This window comes from Xanthomonas sp. AC360 (assembly GCF_979258225.1).
Genome location: NZ_OZ409846.1, coordinates 1,401,047 through 1,423,498, shown reverse-complemented (window position 1 = coordinate 1,423,498; position 22,452 = coordinate 1,401,047). Strand labels below are relative to the sequence as shown.

Here is a 22,452-nt window from a genome sequence, read left to right as displayed (position 1 = left end):
TGCGCTCCTGCGCGGGATGTGCAGTGCCTGCGCGGCGTCGGCCGGGCGAGACGGCCGGTATCTGCGGTGGCGTGGGCGCCGTGGTTGCCTGCGGTTCCCGCTGCGACATGGCGGCAGCTGACCAGGCCTGTCGGCACCCACACCGCCCCGACGCGACACCCAAAAAAACACCGGGCCATCCCTAGATGGCCCGGTGTCGAGCGAGTCGCGGCATCCATTGCCGGGAAGGGTTACCCCTGCACCTTGCTCACGTCCTGCTCCTTGTCGACAGCGCCGGCTTGCGCACGGCGCCCTGCTGCAGGCCACGGTCCCCACCGTGGGCCTTCAACACAAGCGCTTATACCTCGATGATCGGGTCGGTGCGGCGGCCGATACGGCCAGCGCCAAACGCGATGCCGGCGCCCAGGATCAATAGCACCAAGGTGGTCCAGGCCGCGCGCGACACGCCACGGGCAGCCACGTCACCGGCCTCGCGGGCCTTCTGCTCGGCGGTGCGCTTGAGCGATGCGTACTGCGCCATGGCCTGCTGATAGGTCTGCGCGTAGTTGTCGGCAATCTGCTCGGCCTGCGCGCGCGGCTTGCCGGTGCGGGCCATGATCAGGTTGACCAGGGCATCGCGGTCGGCGGCATCAATGGCCGGCTTGGCCTGGGCACGCACCCGGTCGAACCAGGCGGCAAAGGCATCCGGTGCTGCCTGCGGGGTCTGCGCCGCGTCGCTGGCGGTGGCCTTGCCATCGGTGGTGGCACCTTCGGCCTGGTCCTTCAAGCGCTCGGGGTTAAGCTCGGCCTTGCCGGTCTGGCGTAGCACCGTTTCCAGCTGACCGCGCAGGTCGCCCCACTCCAGGTCGATGCCCTGCTTCTTGAGTTCATCCTGCACGCCGTTACCCAGCGTCGGTGCGGCGGCGGCAATGCCCTGACCGGTCAGCGACAAGCCTTTGCCGACCACGCCGGACACCGCGCCCACCGCGCTGCTGGCCAGCGCGGCCACCAGCCAGAGGGTCACCAGCGAGGTCACCGCCCAGCTCAGCAGGCCGTGCGTGCCGCCACGGGAGGTCGCAAGCCGGCCGGCGACAAATGCGCCCACCGCCATCGAAATCAGGGTGCTCACGCCCAGCCAGATGCCGGCGCCGGTGCCCAGCCCGCTGACCGGGTTGACCTCGCGCAGCGGGTCGATGGTGGACGCGCCGATCGCGGTGCCCAGCACGCTCAGGGTCAGATAGGTCACCAGCGCGACGGTGCAGCCGGCGAGCACGGCGCCCCACGACATCTTGGGAGCGTAGGAATGACGGACAACCTGTGCCATGGAGTGGCCTCGTTACAGTGGAAAAGTGCGGCTAGTGTGGAAGTGGCACCGGCTGAACGCCTGAGCCGAATGCACCAGTGCAGCTAGTGCATTCGCGTCAGGCAGCCGCTACCGTGAGCGCCCACTGTTGGTTTCCACCGCCGTTGTTTGCCCAAGGGTCACCCATGTCGTCAGACAGTGAAGCCGCATCCCCCAGCAGCCCGCCCAGTTCCACCAATCGCCGCCAGTTGCAGCAGATCATCACCGGCCTGAGCGAAGGAGTGATCCTGATCGAACCAGATCAGACCATCACCTGGGCCAACGAGGCCGCGCTGGCCATGCATGGCGCCAGCGAACTTGCCGAGCTCGGCGCAACCGTCAGTGATTACCGCGCGCGCTTTCAGTTGCGCTATCGCAACAACCATCGCTTGAATGCCGGCAACTACCCCATCGACCGCGTGATTGCCGGCGAAGTCTTCAACGACGTGGTGGTGGAAGTGGTGCGCGAAGGCACCGATGCGCAATGGGTGCACCGCGTACGCAGCCTGGTGCTCACCGACGCGCAAGGCGAACCGGATTGCCTGGTGCTGATCGTGGCCGACGCCAGCGATTGGGCCAGTGCTGAACAACGCTTCGAGCGCACCTTCAACGCCAATCCTGCGCCGGCCTGCATCTGCCGGCTCGACGACAAGCGCTACATCAAGGCCAACCAGGGCTTTCTGGAAATGACCGGCTACACGCGCGAAGCGGTGGTGGGCAAGAGCGTGTTCGAAGTGGACGTGATGGAAATGGCCGACCGCCGCGAGCTGGGGCTGGAGCGGCTCAACGAGGGCGCCACCATCCCGCAGATGCAGGCCGAACTCAGCCTGCCCGATGGCACCACCAAACTGGTGGTGGTGGCCGGCCAGCCGATCGAAATCGGCGAAGAAGCCTGCATGCTGTTTACCTTCATGGACCTGGAACCGCGGCGCCGCGCCGAGGTGGCGTTGCGTCAAAGCGAGGAGCGCTTTGCCAAGGCGTTTCGCATCACCCCGGTGCCCACCCTGATGTGCAATGCAGAAACCTTGCAGATCGTGGAAATCAACGACGCCGTCTCGCAGATCACCCAGTACGCCACCGAAGACATCGTCGGCAAACCCATCGAAGACATCGGCCTGTTTCCCAACCGCCAAGCCTACCAACAGTTTCATCGCGCGCTGGCCGAGACCGGCAGCATGCTCAATGTCGAATACGCCATCGCGCGCAAGGACGGCGAGCAACTGGACTGTCTGGTCTCCGCAGAAACCGTGAGCATCCACGGCGTGCAGTGCTATCTGCTGTCGCTGATGGACATCACCGACCGCAAACGCACCGAGATGGAACTGGTCACCGCCATCGAAGCGGTGATGCAGGACGCTTCGTGGTTCAGTCAGAGCCTGCTGGAGAAACTGGCCAACGTGCGCCGCGCCAATCGGCCCAGCCAAACCAGCGGCTGCGGCATCGCCGAGCTCACCGACCGCGAGCGCGACGTGCTCGGGCACATCGCCGAAGGCCTGGCCGACAAGCAGATCGCGCAGGAACTGGGCGTCTCGCCCAATACGGTGCGCAATCACGTGGCGGCGTTGTATTCAAAGATCGACGTGCATAGCCGCGGTGAAGCGATTGTCTGGGCACGCGAGCGTGGCTTCGTCGGTCGCAGCGCCAAACCGGCAGCGCGCAAGAAGTAACTGCACACGTGGCGCGAATGCACTAATGCATTTAGTGCATTCGCAACTGGGCCGGCCAAGCGCGAGCGCACATCATGCTCACACCGGCCCGGAGACACTGGCCGGGTTCCCCAAACTACGAGAAACGTCCCATGGATAAGAACCGTATCGAAGGTACCGCCAAGCAGATCAAGGGCTCGGTCAAGGAAGCCATCGGCCGTGTCACCGGCGACAAGAGCACCGAGCTGGAAGGCGCCGCCGAAAAGAATATCGGCAAAGTCCAGGCCAAGGCCGGTGAAGTGGCTGACAAGGTGCGTGACGCTTCGAAGTAAGCGTTGCGTGAGGGTTTGCGAGGTTGGAACAGTGCGAGAGTTGGCGCGATAAGTTGATGGTGCGACGAGTTGCAAGCGTTAGCCGAACAGCAGCTTTTCGACGCCTTGGGTCAAGTAGCAGTGTGGCTGTGCCAAGCAAGAGCTAAGACTGTTCCAGGCAAGAGCTGAGTTGGCCGAATCGACTAGCAACTTGGTTAGCCGAAACTCGGCTGGCCGGATGAGCTGTGTGGATGGATGATGTGTCTGGATCATCTGCTTGCCACGACGGCTTATCTGCTCGTGTCGACTCGCACTACCCATTAACTCGCGTTGCACAGCGTTAGAACGCTGGACACCCTCACCACCAAGCGCCAAAGAAACAACGACGCCCCGACTAAATCGGGGCGTCGTTTTTTTATCGTATCCAGTCAAAGCCCAAGTTACTTGGTCACGCGAAACCCAGCTAACGCACGCTCGGCAAGCCAAACAAAGCACGTACAGCCTCCCTTCTCCCCTCGGGAGAAGGTGGCCCGAAGGGCCGGATGAGGGTACGGGCGAAGCCTGATGTAACTGAGACATCCAGTGTGGCCCGTACCCTCACCCCAACCCCTCTCCCGCAGGGAGAGGGGCTAGTCAGCGTGTACATCCAACGCATCCGTCTGCGCCCTGAGGCAATCACGCCATTCAGCGCTCGCATCGCACCATGGCCATGGCGCTGGTCTAGCGTTCGTATGCAAACCAAACAAAGCACGTGCGGCCATTCCCTTCTCCCCTCGGGAGAAGGTGGCCCGAAGGGCCGGATGAGGGTACGGGCGAAGCCTGGTGCAACTGAACCACCAAGCATGGCCGTACCCTCACCCCAACCCCTCTCCCGTTGGGAGAGGGGCTAGTGTGCCCGCGTACTTCAGCAAGCGCTGTCACAGCGCCTTTTTCCTGTGTCACGTGGTGCGCATCAATGGTTGCTAGCGCTGCAACCATTGATGCGCGGCACTGTTGTTATGGTTCGCCCGATGCCAGCAACTATGCACTGGAAGATGACGCCGACGCCCTTACTCACACCGGCCGATACGTCTGCGCCATAAACCCGCTTGGGAAGATCTTGGTGCCGATCAGCGTGAGCGGCCGTGGTGCGGGCAGGCCATCGAAGATCGGCAAGCCCTTGCCCAGCACGATCGGGTACACGCCCAGCACGTACTCATCGACCAGGTTGTGCGCAATCAGACTGCGCGCAAACGCCGCACCGCCATGCGCGATGATCGGCTTGTCACCGTGCGCCTTGAGCTTGGCCACTTCTTCAGCGAGATCGCCACTGGCCACATAGGCCTGCGACCAACTCTGCGCGCCAGCCTGCAATGGTGCGCGTGCCGCGTCGGCCTGTGCCTGCGCAGCCTGGAGCGCGGTAACAGCCGCGTCCAATACTGCTACGCCCTGCGCAGAGAACACCGCCTTGGGGATCTGATTCATCGGCGGCGCAAACGGGGAGGTGGCCGTTGGCCAGAAAGTCGCCATGCCCTGAAAGACGCGGCTGCCCATGATGTGCAGGCTGGCCTCCCACGCAGTGGCGACCTTCCAGGCGATCGCCTCCTGGTCACCGCTGAATATCCAGTCCACCTCGCCATCGGGCCCACTGACAAAGCTGTCCAACGACACCGACATCATCAATTTCAGCTCACGCATTGCAGTTTCCTCGTGCGCCCCGGCATGAGCGAGACGGTGGTGGGCGGCATACCAGCCTTGCGACAACGACGGGGGGACTGTACGAAATTCGACATACGTCTGCACCGCGTTGCCTGCGGCCATACAGACCGTCCGGCAGCAAGCGCCGCCCTGCGGCAAGGCTGGGACAGTCTTGGTCCCCGCTTCTGACGATCAAAGGAGCTTCGCTGGCATCTTTTGGGGTGCTGCCGCGTCATCTGTCCAGGCATACCTAATCGACTCGCGAGCGAGAGCAGCGGGTAGGCACCTGCAGTAAGCTCATCGCCACTACACGACCGCGTCTGATTGGGTCCCGTGCCATGCCAGCAGCCATAGACACCAGGCATTACTCACCTTCAGCTCGGCGTCCGCGACCAACATTGCGATGCGCACCCATAAGGCGCATCCGATGACACACGCCGTACCAGCACCCATGCGACCCAGCACTGCGCTGGTGATGATCATCGTGGCGCAGTTGCTGGGCACCTCGTTGTGGTTTTCGGCCAATAGCGCGGCCGACGACGTGATGCGGCAGTGGGGCGTGGGTGCGGCGGCCATCGGGTTGCTGACCATGGCCACGCAGGTCGGTTTTATCCTGGGTACGTTGAGCTTTGCGCTGAGCGGGTTGGCCGACCGGTTTGCGGCCAGCCGCATCTTTGCCAGCTGCGCGGTAGGCGGGGCGGCGTGCAATCTGGGTTTTGCGGTGTTTGCCAGCGATGTCACCACGGGGATGGTGTGGCGCTTTGCGGTGGGGTTGTGCCTGTCTGGCATCTACCCGATCGGGATGAAGCTGGTGGTGCAGTGGGCACCGCAACATGCGGGCAAGGCACTGGCATGGCTGGTCGGCATGCTGACGCTGGGCACCGCGTTGCCGCAGGGCATCAAGGCGATAGGCGGCGCGTTGCCGTGGCAGACACCGATCCTGGTGGCGTCGGTACTGGCGGTGATTGCGGCAGTGATGATCCTGCGCCTGGGGCAAGCTGCGTCTGCCCCACGACGGGCGGGCGGCAAGCTGGCATTCGGTGCGGTGTTGCAGGCGTTTTCGCTGAAGGACTTTCGCGCGGCCACGTTTGGCTACTTCGGCCACATGTGGGAGTTGTATGCGATGTGGACGCTGACGCCGCTGCTGATCACGCGCGCCGGGTTGGCGCAGGCGCTTGGGCTGAGCACAGCCATGTTGGCGTTTGCGGTGATTGCCGCAGGGGCGGTGGGCTGCGTGTTGGGCGGGCAGTTGAGTGCGCGCATCGGCAGCGCGCGCGTGGCAGCGGTGGCGTTGCTGATGTCGGCACTGTGTTGCCTGGCGTTTCCATGGGTGGGTGCACAGTCGGGCTATGCAGCACTGGCGTTGATGCTGGTGTGGGGCGCCAGCGTGGTGGCGGACTCGCCGCAGTTTTCAGCATTGGCCGCACGTGCGTGCCCGCCCGCCATCGTGGGCAGCGCGTTGTCGATGCAGAACGCGATTGGCTTTGCGATCACGGTGGTGGCGATCGGCGTGACCACGCGGTATGTGGACGCGCTAGGGCTGCACATCGCGTGGGTATTGCTACCTGGCCCGTTGCTTGGGTTGCTGGCGCTGATGCCGTTGTGGCACAAGCGGCCAGCAACTTCGGCGTGATGTGATGCCAGAAGCGAGCGCCGCGCGGTGTGGTGCAGTGCGCCACACGGCAAGGGCATCGCAGTCGGCAGAAGTGGCGCTAGATGTCGCGCACACGATTGAGGTGGCCGATCTTTCGTAGCGGCATCCTTGTGTCGTCGCGGCGAAAGGCGCCAGAGACAGGCCCTGAGTACCAAGCGGACTGAACCACCCGCGCATGCAACGCGTGGGCTAGGATCGCTGCGGACCGGGGAGAACACCATGGACAGGATCACCATCGCGCGCCGTGTCGCGCTTGCGCTGACAGCGCTGTGCATGCTCGCGTGCGCACAAGGCGCGCCGGCACAGAGCATGCGCTCAGCCACGGGCAAGACGAACAGCAAGTACATCCCGCCAACGCGGCAACCGTACAACTCCATGGCGCGCGACACCACGCCCTTCAATTGCGAGCAGCACCGCGCACACCCGCATCCGGGCATGGTGCGTTACTGCCAGAGCATCGAGAACATGATGCTGCGTAACGAGGCGCGCAACCAAGGGCGCCCCGCTCCGTCGGATTCCATCATTGCGCTACCGGGCCTTGGCACGGCAGAGGCCAAACAGCTGGGTTACGCCTGCGTGGGCGGGCAAGCGATGAAGCGGCTGCGCAATGGATGGGAGCAGGTGTCGGCTGCTGCGGGTGGGTGGCAGCGGTGTCAGAGTGGATAGGTGAACCTATTCTCCGCCAGCTCTGAACAAGGCCAACATCCGCCAGGAAACGGCGGCGCTGATCAGAAATGAAATCCCCACCGCTAGCACCGGAGCGAAGCGCAGTGGCGTACGGTTAAACCCTGACCACGGGAATGCCCGCTTGATCAGCAAGAACGGATATCCCAGCAAAACCGCGAAGAAAGTGGGATCCCAGCTGAATCTGTCGCCACGTGGCACGCCATTGAAGACTACGTCAAGACCAAAATAAAGCATGTAAGCAGCAAAGCCCATGAGTATCACAGCATGGACTTTGAGCACGGTTCCAAGCTTTTCCCGGCGAATGAAGGCCAGCACCGAGAATGCCAACGCAACGATCACGGCAGGCACAGACACATAGGCAAACGCAATCTCCTGCGCCATCTCCGGCACCTTGCCGGTACTCACCAACAGCAGCGCGCCCCCATGTGCGAGCAGTACAAGGGCGCACAGTGCAGAGTTTACGCAGAGCATCGCAAAGGAACTGATGCTGTCCAGCCTATCCAACAGCGAGTTAAGAATTTTCACGACTACTCTCGGTACCAGTGCCCCCTTACGTCACATCGAACAGCTCGTCAGGACGTGGCGGGCTGAAAGAAACTGACTGTGATCCTACCTCAAGGTAAGCAGGGTGGATAAGTGAACCTCGCCGCGTTGTTTGTAGTTAAAGCGCTAGAGTCAGCGCAGCGGCGCGAGCGCGAAGTGTGGGCGAAGACAGCCACGCAGTGAATTGCCCATTTCTTTCACTGTGGCGCGCATAGACGTTGGAGTGAGCGATGCGCTTTCGGAAAACGTATGTGTTGACAGCGAGAGTTAGCATCACTAACGTCGCTGTACCTGCCCCGGAGCGAGTCAGCCAAGAGAGCAAATCTCCCACCCTTTTTTTGACGAAGATGCTTGGTCATTAAGAGGAGCAGATGTGTGCGGCGCACAAACATTCTGCGGGACGTTATGAAGCGGTTACCTGGGCGACAGGGTCTCTGTTAGGCAACTCAAGCGCATCGCGAGATCAACTTCATGCTAATCACAGCTTATCGGCAGTTTCCAAGTTCCATAGTTCATGTCGATGAATCATGTCATCCAAAGGCAGCTGTTTCACGAGTAGGAACTAGACACGCGAAATAGCTGATGGCACTGCCAAGTTGCTAAAGTATGATCACTAGCCCGTACGGACGAATTGCTGATGAGACCTACCAAAGTTGCGCTACTCTCATTCTTCGTCCTCTGCATATGCTCGCTATGTGCATGCGCGCATACGACTACCAATCCAACCTCGCGACTTCCAGAAGAGCCACGCGCAATGACGACGCCTGAGATCTCCATGGTCAATCCCACGCTTAGCGCTTTTGAGATCGCTGAAAAGTTTTTGAAGTTGCTAGAAGGTTTGCAATCCAGAAAAGATCTGACCGTTGAGCGGATACTCGAAGTCACCGGGGTGTCTCTAAGAAAAGTTTCCTTCCCTTCCGAAAATCTTGAGTCATATATATATGGCCAGGCGCTTGGCAGTGGTTGGAGCTACTCATTAGAGCTCACCCCCGAGTCTCCCTCTCTGAAACAGGGAATAAGCCTATCCTTCATTAACGAAGGTGATGACTATTCCAGCCTAGAAAGCAATTGCGTTGATTTTGAGAATTACAAGAATTCGCTGATAACCGCCGGGTTCATCGATTCTCCCGTATACGGTGAAGTAGGCCAATTGCAAAGTTGGCGGCTTTCCAAATTTGCGAAGGACGGGAGTGGGAACGATATTATTATCTCGATGGTTCCACAGAATGAGATACCTGGTTCGCCTGGTAGGCTCTGCGTCAAATCAGTTGGTACATTGAATTAATCAAGGATGGATGCTGATGGCGACTCCGAATCCACAACTTGAAGCGGCGTTAGCCCAGTTTGCTGGTTCTGGTGTAAGCCAGTATCAAGTTGCCCAGTTGCGTGGTGCGCTTGCAAAAGATATGACAGGCAATCGGCGGTCAACCATCAATGCCTCACCGTTTTTAGCCAACGAGCTCAAAAAGTCCGCGACTCAGATCGATCAATCTTACCCGTATAGCCAGGGGAGAGCACAGTTTGAGGACTCTGGCTTCCTAAGGCTTGGTGTAGCGGCTGAAGGTACTTACGGCGGCAGCAACAGGATCATGAGTTTGCCACTGCGAGGACTTCATGCCGGCTTGGTAGCTAATCCTTATCCAGCCTTCTATGCTCAACAATTCATCTCTTAGGATCCGCTGATGCGCTTCTCCCGAGTCGCCCTGCTCTTCCTAACCGCACTCCTTGTGCCTGCATTAGGCGCTTGCGCGCATACAGCATCCCAACCCCTGAAGCCGCTTGCGAAGGAACACGCTGACATGACCTTGCCTGAGGCCGTCACGGCCGACAAAATTACGCTAAGCGTTGAGGAGATCGGTGATCGGTTCTTGAAGCTGATCGAGGGGCTGGACTCTCGTGATGACCTAAGTCCTGAACGCATTCGGGAAGTCATGGGAATCACGCTTAGGAGGCCAGACCCAGGAAAACTGGCGGTGGGATACTGGAGCATCGATCTGGCAGATGGGTGGCGATATGCCTTTACTTACGTGCCTGAATCCCCTTCTTTGTTAAAAGGGGTCGATCTGACATTTCAAAACAGTGCAGATTATATGGCAAACATGTCTGCGATTTGCGGGCTGGATTTCAATCATTACGACAAAGCACTCCGAGCAATGGGTTTTGATGCGTCGCCCACGTACGGTCCGATTGGTCAGTTAGAAGATTGGCGCTATACAAAGCTATCTAAGAATGGCGCCGGGGGGAATATCGTCATATCAGTAATTCCTCAAAATTTGAATGGCCGCGAACCCACGCAACTTTGTGTCAAATCGATTGGCACATTGAACGGGCGCTAGGTCACTCAGGAGAATAAGACATGGCGAAGCCAAGCCCACAGCTAGAAGCCGCGCTCTCACAGTTCTCTGCTGGGCAAGGCGTCAGTGGGGACCAAGTAACACAGCTCCGCAATGCGCTAGCTTCCGATTCCAAGTTGCTAGCTCAGTTTGAACAGCAAGCGCAGGCCGGGCAGCTTCGGGGTTTTTCTGTGCAAACTGCGAATAACCCGCAGCCGAATTTGGCAGGAACCTACGATAAGCAGAGTGGGGTCATTACGCTACCTGCGGCAAGCTTGCAGCCATCTGGTACTACCGCAACAGCCGATTTGAAAAGCGTCTTGCAGGTTCAACAGATGTCGGTGTCATTCGCACACAGTACCTATCAGGACTCGGCCAGGAACTATCATCCTGTCACTCAGGATATGCTCGACAATCTTCAGTCGAGTATCAACAAATCGCCTTATCTTGCTGACGAAATCAAGAAAGCGGCTACGACTATCGATACATCCGATAAGAGTAAGCCGCAAAGAGCTCAACTTGAAGGCTTTGGGTTCGTTGGGCCTGACGTAGCTGCTGGAGGGACGTATGACGGAAACCAAAAGGTCATGAACCTACCAACGATTGGGCTGCAATCGGCATCACCCTCTACTCCAGGCGGGCGCTTCAACGCACAAGATCTCACATTCGTCTTGGGCCATGAAATACAACACAGTTCTAATCACAAGGCTAAAAATCAAGCAACAGCACAATTCTTAGCTAATGTTGATCGTCAAGCCAAGGTCGCCGGCCCGGTACACGACTATACCGATGAGCTGGCGGCGTACATTCAGGCGGGGCGGGAGGATGAGGCGAAGGCAGAGATTGCGGGTTGGAATGCTTTGCTGAGCCGCAAGAACAGCTTAATCCCGCTGCAAACGGCTTGGACTTGATGATAGCCGCCCGAACCACGAGGCAGATGGATTTCATATCAAGGGATCCTGCGAATCCAGCAGGAGCGATAGCGAAGCCGAACCTCGCCTTCAACCAAGACGGCAGCCTTTCACAGACGCCAGGCAACATCGCGGCGATGGGGCAGCATTATTTTGATCGGCCTTCACCGCTTTACGCGCAGCCAGGTCAACGCCCGGTGGGTATTGGCGAGCACCGCAATCAGGCTGGGCAACTGCAGCCCACTGCGGACTACCCCAACTACTACGGCACTTGGGCCGTGGAGCAAATCCTGCAGGCCGAAGACAAGGCGAACGTGCTGTATCAAGGTGCCCGCCCGAAGGTGACCATCGATATGGCGGCGTTGGGCTTGAAGGAACACCTTATCGAGAACGAAGGCCTGGACCGAGGCGCAAACAAGACGCCGTTTCCGTATCACGACAGCAGCACCGCGCCGCCCACCTTGCACCATTTCGATCACACTCAAGATGGCAGCGTGAGTCCGGCGCAGGACCATACCTATGTGCCCGTAGTACCCAGCGCACCTGCGGCAGCCGGCCCGCGTGGCCCAGACGATCCCGCACACCCCGACCACACCATGCTGGAGCAGATCCGCACTGGCGTGCGCAAGATCGATGAAAGCGTGGGCAAGCCCTACGATGAGATGAGCGAGCGCGTTAGCCGCAGTCTGTTGGCCGTGTGCAAGGACAACCGCGACGCCTATCCGGGTACCGGCGACCGGTCGCTGGCAGACAATGCGCTGAGTCGCGTGGACCATGTAGTGATGGGCAAGACGGGCAACGTGTTTGCGGTGGAGGGGCGGCTGGATGACCCTGCGCACAAGCGCGTGCATGTGGACATCGATCAGGCGATCCGTACGCCGGTCGAACAGTCTGACCAGAAGTTGCTGGCCGCCAATCAGACCATCGCCCAGGAACGAGCACTCGCCCAACAGCAGGACCTGGCGCGAGGGATGAGTGAGCCGAGCCAAGGCGTGCACACGCGGTAGCGCTTCAGGTCACCACGGCCTATCGAATGTTTGAGCTCATAGGCATCTCTGGCAACCCTAGAGCAGGCGCGAGTAAGCACGATAAGCAGTGACCATGGCGGGTGAAGAGACCTCGCCAGACAGCACGCTTGACCCTGCCAACCGGCCCCCGCACACTCCGACACGGAGCCTAGAAACTCCTCACAAAGCGGCACCCGCCTCCGACAACTTGGTGGGTTTTTTGTGTCCGGTCGAAAGACTGAGCACAGCTCGGCGTTTCTGCGCCGGGAGGGCGGCGAATACAACACCCGCAAGGGGAATAAGCCCGCCGGCTTTGTGCGGTTTCTAGCCTCCCGGCATCCCGCTGCGTTGTGCAGCGGGAGTCGTCCCAGGCCAAGGAGATGCGCCATGCACGACGAACCCGGCTACTGGATGTCCGAAGGCACGCAATACCAACTGCTACGCATGCGTGACCAACTGCGCCTGCTCGCCACCCTGGCCACACCGCGAACGCGCGAGGAAGACGCCATGAGTATGCCGGCCATTCCGCTGCAGCAATGGGCGCATTGCCTGCAGCATCTGGCCGAGCAGGTGGATGATGTGCTAAACGATTTGGGTATTGGGTAGTACGTTTCCTTCTATGCATGCAGCCTGCCGTGTGATCCAACGAGCGTGTATCGATCACCAAGCGGCCTGATCCACCCACGTGCGCGACGCGTGGGCTAGCATCAGTGCATACAGGGGGAATACCATGGACAGGAAAGCCACCATCGCGGTGCATCGTGCTAGCAACGACGGTGTTGCGCTTTGCCGCAGGCGTGCAACCGGCCAACGCACAGAATGTGCGCCCTGCCGCTGGCAAATCAATGTGCAAGTACATCGCGCGCGCCGGGAATGGCCTGCTTACAAGTGGCTAGTAGATCCTAGAGCTCTTGCAGCTGATGCTATGTCATGCTTTCACCGTCATGCCTAATTCGTCAACGCTAGCAGACCCTAATTCTTTCAAAAATAAATTAATAACGGAAATTAATATGGCACTTGATTTTGGAAAGCTCAATGATGGAGCAGCGGTTAAGCAAATCGAGCCACGGAAAATTTTTAGTACGTTAAAGCGCGATTCTCGGTTCAAGCGGCCATTAGATGAACAAGCGGATGTTCTCGACGCTTGGTTCTTGCGACGAACCTCCAAAGATCTAACGATTAAGATGAATACCGGGGGTGGTAAAACTGTGGTTGGGCTGCTCTGCCTTCAAAGCTCCCTTAATGAGGGAATTAAACCAGCTGTCTACATCGCTTCCGAACCATTCCTAGCAGAGCAAGTGATTACGGAGGCTGGATTACTTGGCATCCCAGTCACTAACGACGAGAAAGATCCTGAATTCATCAGAGGACGGTCCATTCTCGTCATCAATGTGCATAAGTTATTTAACGGTCGCTCCGTGTTTGGGGTCGCTGAAAAAAAAATCCCGATTGGATCCGTTGTTATAGACGATGCTCACGCCTGTCTCTCTGTAGTAAACGCGCAATTTAAAATAAATGCAGACTCAAAAGATGTTATCTACAAAAAATTACTTGAACTATTCGAAGAAGATTTAAAATCGCAGACCCCTTCCGATTACTTAGATCTGAAAGCCGGTGATTCGGCTGTAGTGATGCAAGTTCCATACTGGGCTTGGCAGAAAAAGAACGAAGAGGTAATTGGAATACTTCACAAAGAGAGGAACTCTCAATCTATAGGTTGGAGCTGGCCTTTGTTGAAAGACTGCATACCCCAATGCATGTGTGTTTTTGGCGGTGCTCATGTTGAAATAGCACCTCGTTTTGTGCCAATAGACAGAATCCCGTCTTTCGACTCAGCAGCGCGGCGAATTTATATGACCGCGACGCTGGCAGATGACACCATATTGGTAAGCAACTTTAAAGCAGTAGCTGCGGAAGTATCCAAGCCGATCCGGCCCAAGGGCGGCGGGGACATCGGTGATCGAATGGTGCTAGCACCGCAGGAGATCAATCCAGAATATACGATTGAAGATATAAGATCTCTAATATCAGTCGTTTCAGAGAGCCGAAATGTCGTTGTCATAGTCCCTTCAAAGGCACGATCGGAATTCTGGAAAACAGTAGCTGCACAAATCGTGGACAAAGATAATCTAAGGCAATCTGTTGAAAAACTAAAAAAAGGACATGTCGGCCTCACAGTACTGATTAATAAGTATGACGGAATAGACCTTCCGGGAAATTCGTGTGAAATGCTGGTGATTGACGGCTTGCCCGAAGTCTACGGCCTTATCGAAAGGCTCGAGATGCTGGTTTTAGATGGTACGAAAAGGCAACTTGTCAGCCAAATTCAGCGTATAGAGCAGGGCATGGGAAGAGGAGTCCGTTCTAGTGACGACCATTGCGTAGTACTACTGTTAGGCGGACGATTAACTCAGAGGATTCACCAACCGGAATCTGACGAGATGTTCTCTACTGCAACACGTGCACAGATCGAGCTTGGTCGACAGGTTTCAATTCAAGTCCAAGGAAAGCCGCTTGAGGATCTCCTTCCGATATTAAATTTATGTTTTCATCAGGATGATCAATGGGTTGAAGCTGGACGTAACGCGATTGTGAACTCTGTCGGAAATCCCGGTGCGAACCTGGATTCAAACCAAGTTTCATTGCGAACTGCGTTCGACAAGGTACAAATAGGTCGGCAAGATCTCGCAGTCAAGCATACTCAAGACGCAGTTGATGGGGCAAAAGAAGAGAAAGAGAAAGGTTACTTTATGCAATTGCTTGCAGAGCAGACTAACTACACGGATCCGGCCATGGCGCAGGAACTACAACTTGCTTCGCTTGCTAGAAACAATCGACTCCTCAAACCTATTCGGGGAGCTACATACAATAAAATTAGTGCGCCAGCTGACGGTCAAGCAGTGGCGGCAGCACTTTTTATGAAGAGGTTTCTCGAGGGCAATGATCTATCAATTTGGACAAACGGCCTGCTAGACGACTTGAATTGGGGTGAAGAGGGATCAAAAAGATTTGAGGCTGCAATGTGCGACTTGGGTAGTTTCTTAGGATTCGGTTCCGAGAGACCTGAAGAAAAGGTCGGCCGCGGTCCGGATAACATGTGGGCGCTTGGTGATTTAGAGTATCTAGTCATCGAGTGCAAGAGCGGGGCCGTGATTGCAGAAAAGATATGCAAAGCTGACACAAACCAGCTAAACGGTTCAGTAGTGTGGTTTAAAGATAAGTATGACAATACTTGTACTATGACGCCGATAATTGTTCACCCAAAGACAAGTTTCGAATATGCCGCGACGCCACACCCTGACATACGAATAATTAATGGCAAGGGATTAAGTAAACTGCGAAAAGCGATTTTGGATTATTCGGTGTCTATTTCATCAAACGGCTCTTTTAGGGATATATACAAAATTCAGCAGCAGCTGGATTATTTTGGTTTATCAGCGCCAAAAATAGTTTCTCTTTGCACTGTCGCTCAAAACTCAAAATAATGATCGAAGTGTTCGAGTGCCACTCATCTTCTTAGTGGATAGGTGTCCTTGTACGTGATTAAAAATTTTGAATGAGACGGGGTCAGATTCTTTTATTGACCTTTTCCCCATGCAACGCGCACCGTCGTTTTGCAGGAGCGCGCTTAAGTTTTGACTCTCAGCGATGGTGCGCGAAGTTCACTGCGATAACGCCGTAAATCAATGCTCGCGCGCCTCGCCCCAAGTGAGCATTGCATCCAGTGCGGGGCAAAGCGCCTGGCCCCATGGCGTGAGGCGGTAATCCACCTGCGGCGGTACCTGCGCGTAGACGGTGCGGAGCACCAGGCCGTCGCGCTCTAGCTGGCGCAGCTGTTGGGCGAGCATCTTCTGCGAGATGGCGGGAATCAGCCGTTCCAGATCCGAGTAGCGCTGCACTTTGCCGTCGAACAGGTGGAACAGCAGCAGCAGTTTCCAGCGGCCTTCAATCAGTTTGAGCAGGGCTTCGACATCGCATGCGGCGGTGTCCGGGGTGTGCGGCTTTCCCATGGGTGCGTGACTTACCTTTGCGTGCGTTCTTGCGGCAGGTGATGCCGCTACCGATCATGGCATACCCCTTTACACCGGACATCGCTGCCATGTCGCTTGCCCTGCCCCCCGCCATCGCCTGCTTCTTTGCCGCCAGCAACACCGGCGATGCCACCGAGCTGTTGCCGCACCTTGCCATTGATGCGGTGGTGCACGATGAGCGACGCGAGCACCGTGGCGCTGTCGCCATTTCGGCGTGGCTGGCACAGACGCAGGCCACCACGCCGTATTGCGCGGTGCCGCTTGGCGTGCACACCCAGGGCGAGCAGGTGCGCATCACCGCGCAGGTGTCCGGCGATTTCCCGCAGAGCCCGCTGCAGCTGGAGCACGTGTTTCAGCTGGTGGGCGGCAAGATTGCAGCGCTGCAGATTCATTGACTAGGCATGCCGGCGTGTTGCGCCGTTAGCACGTGCCAAGTGCCCTGCTGCCACAGCAGTCGGTACGACGTTTCGCCATGACGAGCGCTACCGCAACGCGATGGATGCGCCGTCGCGTGCGTACTCACCGGCAGAGGCGATCACCTTCTACAACCTCTCTCTCTTTTGGAGCCAGCCAGCTGATGCATGCCCTTATCGTTGTTGCCCACCCCGAGCAGCGCTCGCACACACACGCGGTGGCCGCGCAGATTGGCGAAGCGCTGCTGGCCTCAGGCGGGGCGCATACATTTGAAGTGGCGGACCTGGCGCAGGAAGGCTTCGACCCACGCTTTACGCCGGCCGATGTGGCGCTGTTTTCGGGGCAGGCCGGAGCGCCGCCCGATGTGGCGGCCGAGCAGGCGCGGCTGGATCGCGCGGATGCATTGGTGCTGGTGTTCCCGATTTACTGGTGGTCGTTTCCGGCGCTGCTCAAGGGCTGGATCGACCGCGTGTTTACGCTGGGCTGGGCGTTTGATGAAGACGCCAACGGCAAGATCGTCAAGAAGCTTGGGCGTCTTGGCGTGCATGTGGTGGCGATCGGCGGTGCGGACGAGCGCACCTACGCGCGGCACGGCTACTTCGGCGCGATGAAGACTCAGATCAATCACGGCATCTTCGATTTTTGCGGCGCGCCGGTGCGCACCACGGAGTTGCTGACAGTGCCGGACCCTGCATTCCCGCAATCGCATCTGGCCACCGCACGCGCAGTGGGTGAGCGGGTGTTTGCTGAGAGCGTGTAGCGAACGTTGCGGAGCGGCGTGCTGCGATCCTGCAGCCAAGTGGTCAATAGCCGATGTGTCTGCCACCGCAGCGGGTTATTCAAACGGCCGCGGAGAAGGTTGCCGGTTCTTGGCGTAAGTCTGGTACAGCCCTGCGGCGCGCTCGTCTGCGACGACGTTTTCGATGCTGCTCAGCCCCTTCGCGGCGATCGCCGACGACGCCTTGCCATCGCCCAACAGGTAGGCCAGGCGCAGATACGCCGCGCTATCCACCAGGTTCTTGTGCTCGGTGTCGCTGGCGTAGACCTCGGCCAGGCCGTAGTAGGCGTACAGGTTTCCGGTGGCTGCGGCCTTGCTCAGATCGCCAGGCCTGGGTAGAAGCGGCCGCTCACTGCAGTCTTGGTGCCGTAGAGCACCGTTGCGGCTTTGTTGCCTGCTTGCGATTCGGCCTTTAGCTGGGCCAGGTCCATGCGCTCCAGTCGCGCGCGTTCGGCGTGCGAGGGTAGCCGTGGGTCAGCAGCCACTGCGCTTCTGCCTGGGAGTTGGCCACCAACGGGCTGCTGATTGGGCACGCGTGTGCGCCGCGCTCGCACAGGTACTGCGCTGTGTCGGCGCCGGTTGCAGCTGGATGGGCAACCGCTGCTGGTGTTGGGTTGTTTGATGCGGCAGTGCGGTTGGCCGCGGGTGCGTTGCGGCCGGGCGCACTGGCGGTTGATGCGGCATCGGCTTGGGTGTGTTGCTGTGCGCGTGCGCAGCCGGCCAAGGCCACTGCAACGATTGCCGCGAACAACATGCTGGTCGGTTTCATCTCACTCTCCTTGTGGATGCAGTGACGACGGCAGTTGCCCATCATCGCCGCCATTGCGCGTTGCTGACGAATGCGCACCTTGGCGTGCAGCGATTGCGTGGTCAAGACCGATGCAGCCACGCTGCCTGCGATCAGGCCGGTGCGCCACCGTCGCCATTGATCGCCCATTGCGCGGCAAACGCGCGTTGATACGCCGGCCGGCTTTCGCCACGGGCGACGTAGGCCTGCAGGTTGGGGAAGGCGTCCAGCAGGCCGGTGAGTTTGATGCGGATCAGCACGGAGATCATCAGCAGGTCGCCGGCGCTGAAGTCGCCTTCCAGCCAGGTGCTGTCGCCCAGATGGGCGCTCAGATGCTGCAGGCGGCGGTTGATGCGTTTTTGCAGCAGCGGCAAGCGCTCTGCCATCCAGGGTTTGTCGGCTTCCAGCAATAGGGCGTTGCCCAGTTCCAGCATCGGCGGCTCGACGGTGTTGAGGGCGGCAAACATCCAGGCGATGGCACGGGCACGGGCGTTGTGGTCGTGGGACAGCAAGCCAGCATGGTGCTGGGCGATGTGTAGCACGATGGCGCCGGTTTCGAACAAGGCCAAGCCGTCCTGCTCGAAGGTGGGGATCTGGCCGAACGGGTGGATGGCCAGGTGCGCCGGTTCCTTGATCGCACGGAACGGCAGCAGGCGCACCGCGTAGGGTTGGCCCACTTCTTCCAACGCCCAACGCACACGGGTGTCGCGGACAAGCCCCTTGCCGCCGTCGGGCGAGCGCTCGAACGCGGTGATGGTGATCGTCATGGTCGAAAGACTCCCGGTGGCCGGCGGCTGAGGGCATAGCGTACGCCGGGGAGACGCGCGGCCGCTGCGGACGGTGACTCGCCTCGATGACGCGTGGATCGGTTGTCTGCCTCGCCTGCGCTGCCGCCGCACAGGTCGCGGCAAGCGCCGCATTCCTACGCGTTGGTATGGCCGTGGCAACTGCCCTCGGCCTGGCGGCGGCAGCAAGTGCCCGACCAGCCAACGCCCGCTAACAGCGCCGACCGCAGGCACAGCACGGCCCGCCCGAATCGTTTCTGCACTGCACAACGGTCGCGCCCGGTTGCCCGGTTGGCGCGGCGTTTTTAGGCGTAAAGCGCCTGCGCCTTTGCGTAATCAGGCCGATTGAGACGTTTTGCCATCCTCGTCTCACTTCTCCGTTATACCGTGCTCTACATCACACACTTGTGTGACGGAACGCACATTTATAGCCGGAAAGGAGAGTCGTTATGATCGATCAGGGACTTGGTTTGCAGACGCAGCCTATGGGGACGCGAGGTGCTGCAGGGCATGCGTGGGCCGGGTTTTTCCCCAGCGTGGCAACGCCATTTGGCAATGCCCCGCCAGCGCGCCTGCCACCCGCGCCCCGGCCAGACAGCCTCACCCTCAAGCGCCTGTTGCGTAAAAGCGCGCGCCGCCTGGTGCGGACGCTGCCCTGGCGGCATCAGGACCGGCTGTATTTCTTGAACACGTTCGGGCGGCTGCCCAATCTGTACCACCCGACCTGCTTCAACGAAAAAGTGCTGTACCGCAAATGCGTGCACGGCGATTACCCGCTGTATCAGCGCCTGGCCGACAAGGTGGCGGTGCGGCCGTATGTGGCGGCGCGGATCGGCCAGGCGCATCTGATTCCGATGCTGCTGGACAGCGCCAACCCCGACGATCTGCTGGGCCTGCCGCGCTGGGAGCAGACGGTGATCAAGGCCAATCACGGCGCGAGCATGGTGGAAGTGGTGCGCGATGAGCCGGACGCGGCGCAGCGGCAGCGCATCGTGGCGCGTTGCAAGGACTGGCTGCGCACCGACTTCTCCGACATGGAGCGCGAGATCCATTACCACAACATCCCGCCGCGCATTCTGGTGGAGCAGTACATCGGCGACGCGCAGCAGGTGCCGGTGGATTACAAGTTCCATATGTTCCGGCAGCCGGATGGTCGGTTTCAGTACGTGCTGCAGGTGATCTACGGCCGCTTCGACACGCCCAAGCTGTCGATGACGTTCTTTGTGGACAACCTGCACACGCCGTTCCACCGCATCCGCGACGACGGCCGCTCACCGCCGTGCGCACCGGCGCTGCTGGAGCAGGCGCTGGAATTGAGCAAGGTGCTGGCGAGCGACTTCGATTACGTGCGCGTGGATTGGTATATCCAGCAGGGGCAGGTGTATTTCGGCGAACTCACCTTCACTCCCGGCGCCGGCATGGTCACCGGCCTGGACCGCGGGCTGGACCGGATGATGGGCGATATGTGGGTGCAACGGCGCGCACCGGTAGAAGCGCGATTGCCGGCATATGGCATGGGCATGCGGGTGCCGGTGCGGTGAGGCATGACCGCAGGCGCAGCACCGATGCGATGACGATGCAGCGCATCAGCGATGCCTGCAGCGTTTTGGTGCGCCATGCACAAGCGTTGCGGGTGGCGGTTAGTGATGTGCTGATGTGCACGTTGCGGCAGCACGCGCGGAACGCACGCGATGCCGAGGATTCGATCGATCATGCGATCGCCGCCGCGCTGTATCCGCAATACCGGGCACCGCAGGCGTGCCTACCCGATCGGCTGGGCCACGCCTGCATGTTTGGCAAACTCGCCAGCGGCCCAATCCAGAAACACACGCACCCGTGGCGACAGTTGGCGGGCGCGGGAATACAGCAGCGACACCGGGTTGGACGGTGGCGGTGTATCGCGCAGGATTTCCACCAGCGTGCCCTGTTGCAGGTCGTGGGCCACATGGAAGCGCGGCACCTGTGCAATCCCCAGGCCCAGGCGGATGCCGGCCAGATAACTCTCTGTGCCGGTGACGGTGAGCAGGCTGGGCGGCGCGAACGTGCGCAGTCCTTGCGCGGTCTGAAACTCCAGCGGGGTGATCACGCCGGTGGTGATGGAGCGCAGGCCAACCATGCGGTGCGCGTGCAGCGCATCGAGCTGCGTGGGCGTGCCGAAACGCAGCAGGTACTCCGGCGTGGCACAGGTCAGGCGTTCGAGCATGGCAACGCGACGCGCGACCAGTTCGCTGTCGCGCAGCGGGCCGTAGCGCAGCACGCAGTCGATGCCTTCCTCCACCAAATCCACCCAGCGGTCGCTCTCGCTCATCGCCAGCTGGATCTGTGGGTATTGCGCAAAGAACGCCGGCATCCCGGGCAGTAAAAAGTGACGCGCCAGCGTGCCCTGCACCTCCACCCGCAGCAGCCCTTTGGGCGCCACTCCGCGGAAGCCGCCTTCGGCATCGTCGACGTCGTCGAGGATGCGCACGCAGCGTTGATGGAAGAGCTCGCCATCGAGCGTTGGCCGCACCACCCGCGTGGTGCGTTGTAACAGGCGCACGCCCAGACGCGCTTCCATCTCGGCGATGACCTTGGTGGCGGTGGAGCGCGGAATGTCCATGTCGTTGGCGGCCGCGGTGAAGCTGCGGCGCTCCACGATGCGCACAAACAGCGCATGGCAGCGAACCGATCCATTGCACCCTCTGCCCACTGTTCGGGCGCTGGAAACAGTGCTGTGCATTCTAGTGTGATTATCGCCGTGTCATTGCGTTGGATAGTTTCGCAACGCCGCAGCCCGCGGCTTTGACGGAGAACTTCCCATGACGCAGCAACACAAGGTCGCGTTGGTTACCGGTGCCTCACGCGGTATTGGCGCCGCTATTGCCCAGCGCCTGGCCGGCGATGGTTTCACGGTGGTAATCAACTATGCAGGCCACGCTGCCGATGCCGAACAACTGGCGCACAGCATCGAGGCGGCCGGCGGCCATGCCATCACCGCGCAGGCCGATGTCAGCGACGCGGCCGCGGTGGCGAGCCTATTCGATTCGGCCGAGTCCGCTTTTGGCGGTGTGGATGTGCTGGTCAACAACGCCGGCATCATGCAGCTGGCCACGCTGTCAGACAGCGATGACGCGTTGTTCGACAAGCACATCGCGATCAATTTGAAAGGCACTTTCAACACGCTACGCCAGGCCGCACGGCGGCTGCGCGATGGCGGCCGCATCATCAACCTATCCACCAGCGTGGTGGGGCTGAAGCTGGAAACCTATGGCGTGTATGCAGCCACCAAGGCGGCGGTAGAAACGCTGACGGCGATCTTGTCCAAGGAATTGCGCGGTCGCGCGATCACCGTCAACGCGGTGGCGCCGGGGCCCACAGCCACGGCGCTGTTCCTGGACGGCAAACCGCCGGAGCTGATCGAACGCTTGTCCAAGGCCAACCCGCTGGAACGCCTTGGCAGTCCGGAAGATATCGCTGCGGCGGTGGCGTTTTTGGCTGGCCCCGATGGCGGCTGGATCAATGGGCAGGTGCTGCGCGCCAACGGCGGCATGGTCTGAGCCGCTGTGGCACGCCGCATTGCGCACGCTG

Annotated in this window: 18 protein-coding genes and 3 pseudogenes; 14 read left to right on the top strand and 7 right to left on the bottom strand. The window is 59.6% G+C overall.

Annotated features, from left to right (window positions below):
• Window positions 1-337: 337 nt before the first annotated feature.
• The gene (locus tag ACZZ0O_RS06035) at window positions 338-1,303 is read right to left on the bottom strand and encodes a hypothetical protein (protein ID WP_463590260.1); all 966 of its coding nucleotides are present in this window, start codon (window positions 1,301-1,303) and stop codon (window positions 338-340) included.
• A 164-nt stretch (window positions 1,304-1,467) separates the two neighbouring features.
• Between ACZZ0O_RS06035 and ACZZ0O_RS06030 the strand changes: the two genes are divergently transcribed.
• Both ACZZ0O_RS06030 and ACZZ0O_RS06025 read left to right on the top strand, forming a co-directional pair.
• A complete protein-coding gene (locus tag ACZZ0O_RS06030) occupies window positions 1,468-2,988 on the top strand; it encodes a PAS domain S-box protein (RefSeq protein WP_463590259.1) in 1,521 nt (506 codons plus the stop codon).
• A 131-nt stretch (window positions 2,989-3,119) separates the two neighbouring features.
• The gene (locus tag ACZZ0O_RS06025; RefSeq protein ID WP_115514837.1) at window positions 3,120-3,299 is read left to right on the top strand and encodes a CsbD family protein; all 180 of its coding nucleotides are present in this window, start codon (window positions 3,120-3,122) and stop codon (window positions 3,297-3,299) included.
• Between the two features lie 1,032 nt (window positions 3,300-4,331).
• On the opposite strand, the gene ACZZ0O_RS06020 is transcribed toward ACZZ0O_RS06025, so the two are convergent.
• On the bottom strand, window positions 4,332-4,955 hold the full coding sequence (locus tag ACZZ0O_RS06020) for a dihydrofolate reductase family protein (RefSeq protein ID WP_463590258.1): 624 nt from the start codon (window positions 4,953-4,955) through the stop codon (window positions 4,332-4,334).
• Between the two features lie 451 nt (window positions 4,956-5,406).
• Between ACZZ0O_RS06020 and ACZZ0O_RS06015 the strand changes: the two genes are divergently transcribed.
• Window positions 5,407-6,588: an MFS transporter gene (locus tag ACZZ0O_RS06015; protein WP_463590257.1), complete on the top strand. Its 1,182-nt coding sequence runs from the start codon at window positions 5,407-5,409 to the stop codon at window positions 6,586-6,588.
• Between the two features lie 240 nt (window positions 6,589-6,828).
• Entirely contained in the window at window positions 6,829-7,275 is a 447-nt protein-coding gene (locus ACZZ0O_RS06010; protein ID WP_463590256.1) for a hypothetical protein, read from the top strand.
• Between the two features lie 6 nt (window positions 7,276-7,281).
• Here ACZZ0O_RS06010 and ACZZ0O_RS06005 read toward each other — a convergent pair whose 3' ends face one another.
• A complete protein-coding gene (locus ACZZ0O_RS06005) occupies window positions 7,282-7,821 on the bottom strand; it encodes a hypothetical protein (protein WP_463590255.1) in 540 nt (179 codons plus the stop codon).
• A gap of 772 nt (window positions 7,822-8,593) precedes the next feature.
• Here ACZZ0O_RS06005 and ACZZ0O_RS06000 point away from each other — a divergent pair.
• From ACZZ0O_RS06000 to ACZZ0O_RS05975, 6 genes and pseudogenes are all read left to right on the top strand, one after another.
• Entirely contained in the window at window positions 8,594-9,124 is a 531-nt protein-coding gene (locus tag ACZZ0O_RS06000; RefSeq protein ID WP_463590254.1) for a hypothetical protein, read from the top strand.
• Between the two features lie 16 nt (window positions 9,125-9,140).
• Complete coding sequence (locus ACZZ0O_RS05995; protein ID WP_463590253.1) at window positions 9,141-9,512, top strand: hypothetical protein; 372 nt, start codon at window positions 9,141-9,143, stop codon at window positions 9,510-9,512.
• A gap of 9 nt (window positions 9,513-9,521) precedes the next feature.
• Window positions 9,522-10,175, top strand: coding sequence for a hypothetical protein (locus ACZZ0O_RS05990; RefSeq protein WP_463590252.1), 654 nt, complete (start codon window positions 9,522-9,524; stop codon window positions 10,173-10,175).
• A 20-nt stretch (window positions 10,176-10,195) separates the two neighbouring features.
• Window positions 10,196-12,090: pseudogene (locus tag ACZZ0O_RS05985) on the top strand (XVIPCD domain-containing protein).
• Window positions 12,091-12,477: 387 nt separating this feature from the next.
• Window positions 12,478-12,696 (top strand): XAC0095 family protein, encoded by a 219-nt coding sequence (locus tag ACZZ0O_RS05980; RefSeq protein ID WP_463590251.1) that lies wholly within the window; start codon window positions 12,478-12,480, stop codon window positions 12,694-12,696.
• Window positions 12,697-13,100: 404 nt separating this feature from the next.
• Entirely contained in the window at window positions 13,101-15,575 is a 2,475-nt protein-coding gene (locus ACZZ0O_RS05975; protein WP_463590250.1) for a helicase C-terminal domain-containing protein, read from the top strand.
• A 198-nt stretch (window positions 15,576-15,773) separates the two neighbouring features.
• On the opposite strand, the gene ACZZ0O_RS05970 is transcribed toward ACZZ0O_RS05975, so the two are convergent.
• Window positions 15,774-16,100 (bottom strand): winged helix-turn-helix transcriptional regulator, encoded by a 327-nt coding sequence (locus ACZZ0O_RS05970; protein ID WP_463590249.1) that lies wholly within the window; start codon window positions 16,098-16,100, stop codon window positions 15,774-15,776.
• 89 nt (window positions 16,101-16,189) lie between these two features.
• On the opposite strand from ACZZ0O_RS05970, the gene ACZZ0O_RS05965 reads away from it, so the two are divergent.
• The gene (locus ACZZ0O_RS05965; RefSeq protein WP_463590248.1) at window positions 16,190-16,516 is read left to right on the top strand and encodes a nuclear transport factor 2 family protein; all 327 of its coding nucleotides are present in this window, start codon (window positions 16,190-16,192) and stop codon (window positions 16,514-16,516) included.
• Between the two features lie 182 nt (window positions 16,517-16,698).
• Entirely contained in the window at window positions 16,699-17,295 is a 597-nt protein-coding gene (locus tag ACZZ0O_RS05960) for an NAD(P)H-dependent oxidoreductase (protein ID WP_463590247.1), read from the top strand.
• A gap of 75 nt (window positions 17,296-17,370) precedes the next feature.
• Here ACZZ0O_RS05960 and ACZZ0O_RS05955 read toward each other — a convergent pair.
• Window positions 17,371-18,082: pseudogene (locus tag ACZZ0O_RS05955) on the bottom strand (hypothetical protein).
• Between the two features lie 131 nt (window positions 18,083-18,213).
• Entirely contained in the window at window positions 18,214-18,867 is a 654-nt protein-coding gene (locus ACZZ0O_RS05950) for a glutathione S-transferase family protein (RefSeq protein WP_463590246.1), read from the bottom strand.
• Window positions 18,868-19,334: 467 nt separating this feature from the next.
• Here ACZZ0O_RS05950 and ACZZ0O_RS05945 point away from each other — a divergent pair, with 467 nt between their 5' ends.
• On the top strand, window positions 19,335-20,426 hold the full coding sequence (locus tag ACZZ0O_RS05945; RefSeq protein ID WP_463590245.1) for an ATP-grasp fold amidoligase family protein: 1,092 nt from the start codon (window positions 19,335-19,337) through the stop codon (window positions 20,424-20,426).
• A gap of 221 nt (window positions 20,427-20,647) precedes the next feature.
• Here the strand turns inward: ACZZ0O_RS05945 and ACZZ0O_RS05940 are convergent.
• Window positions 20,648-21,558 (bottom strand): annotated as a pseudogene (locus ACZZ0O_RS05940) (LysR family transcriptional regulator).
• A 125-nt stretch (window positions 21,559-21,683) separates the two neighbouring features.
• Between ACZZ0O_RS05940 and ACZZ0O_RS05935 the strand changes: the two are divergent.
• Window positions 21,684-22,421: an SDR family oxidoreductase gene (locus tag ACZZ0O_RS05935; RefSeq protein ID WP_323520860.1), complete on the top strand. Its 738-nt coding sequence runs from the start codon at window positions 21,684-21,686 to the stop codon at window positions 22,419-22,421.
• Window positions 22,422-22,452: the final 31 nt, after the last annotated feature.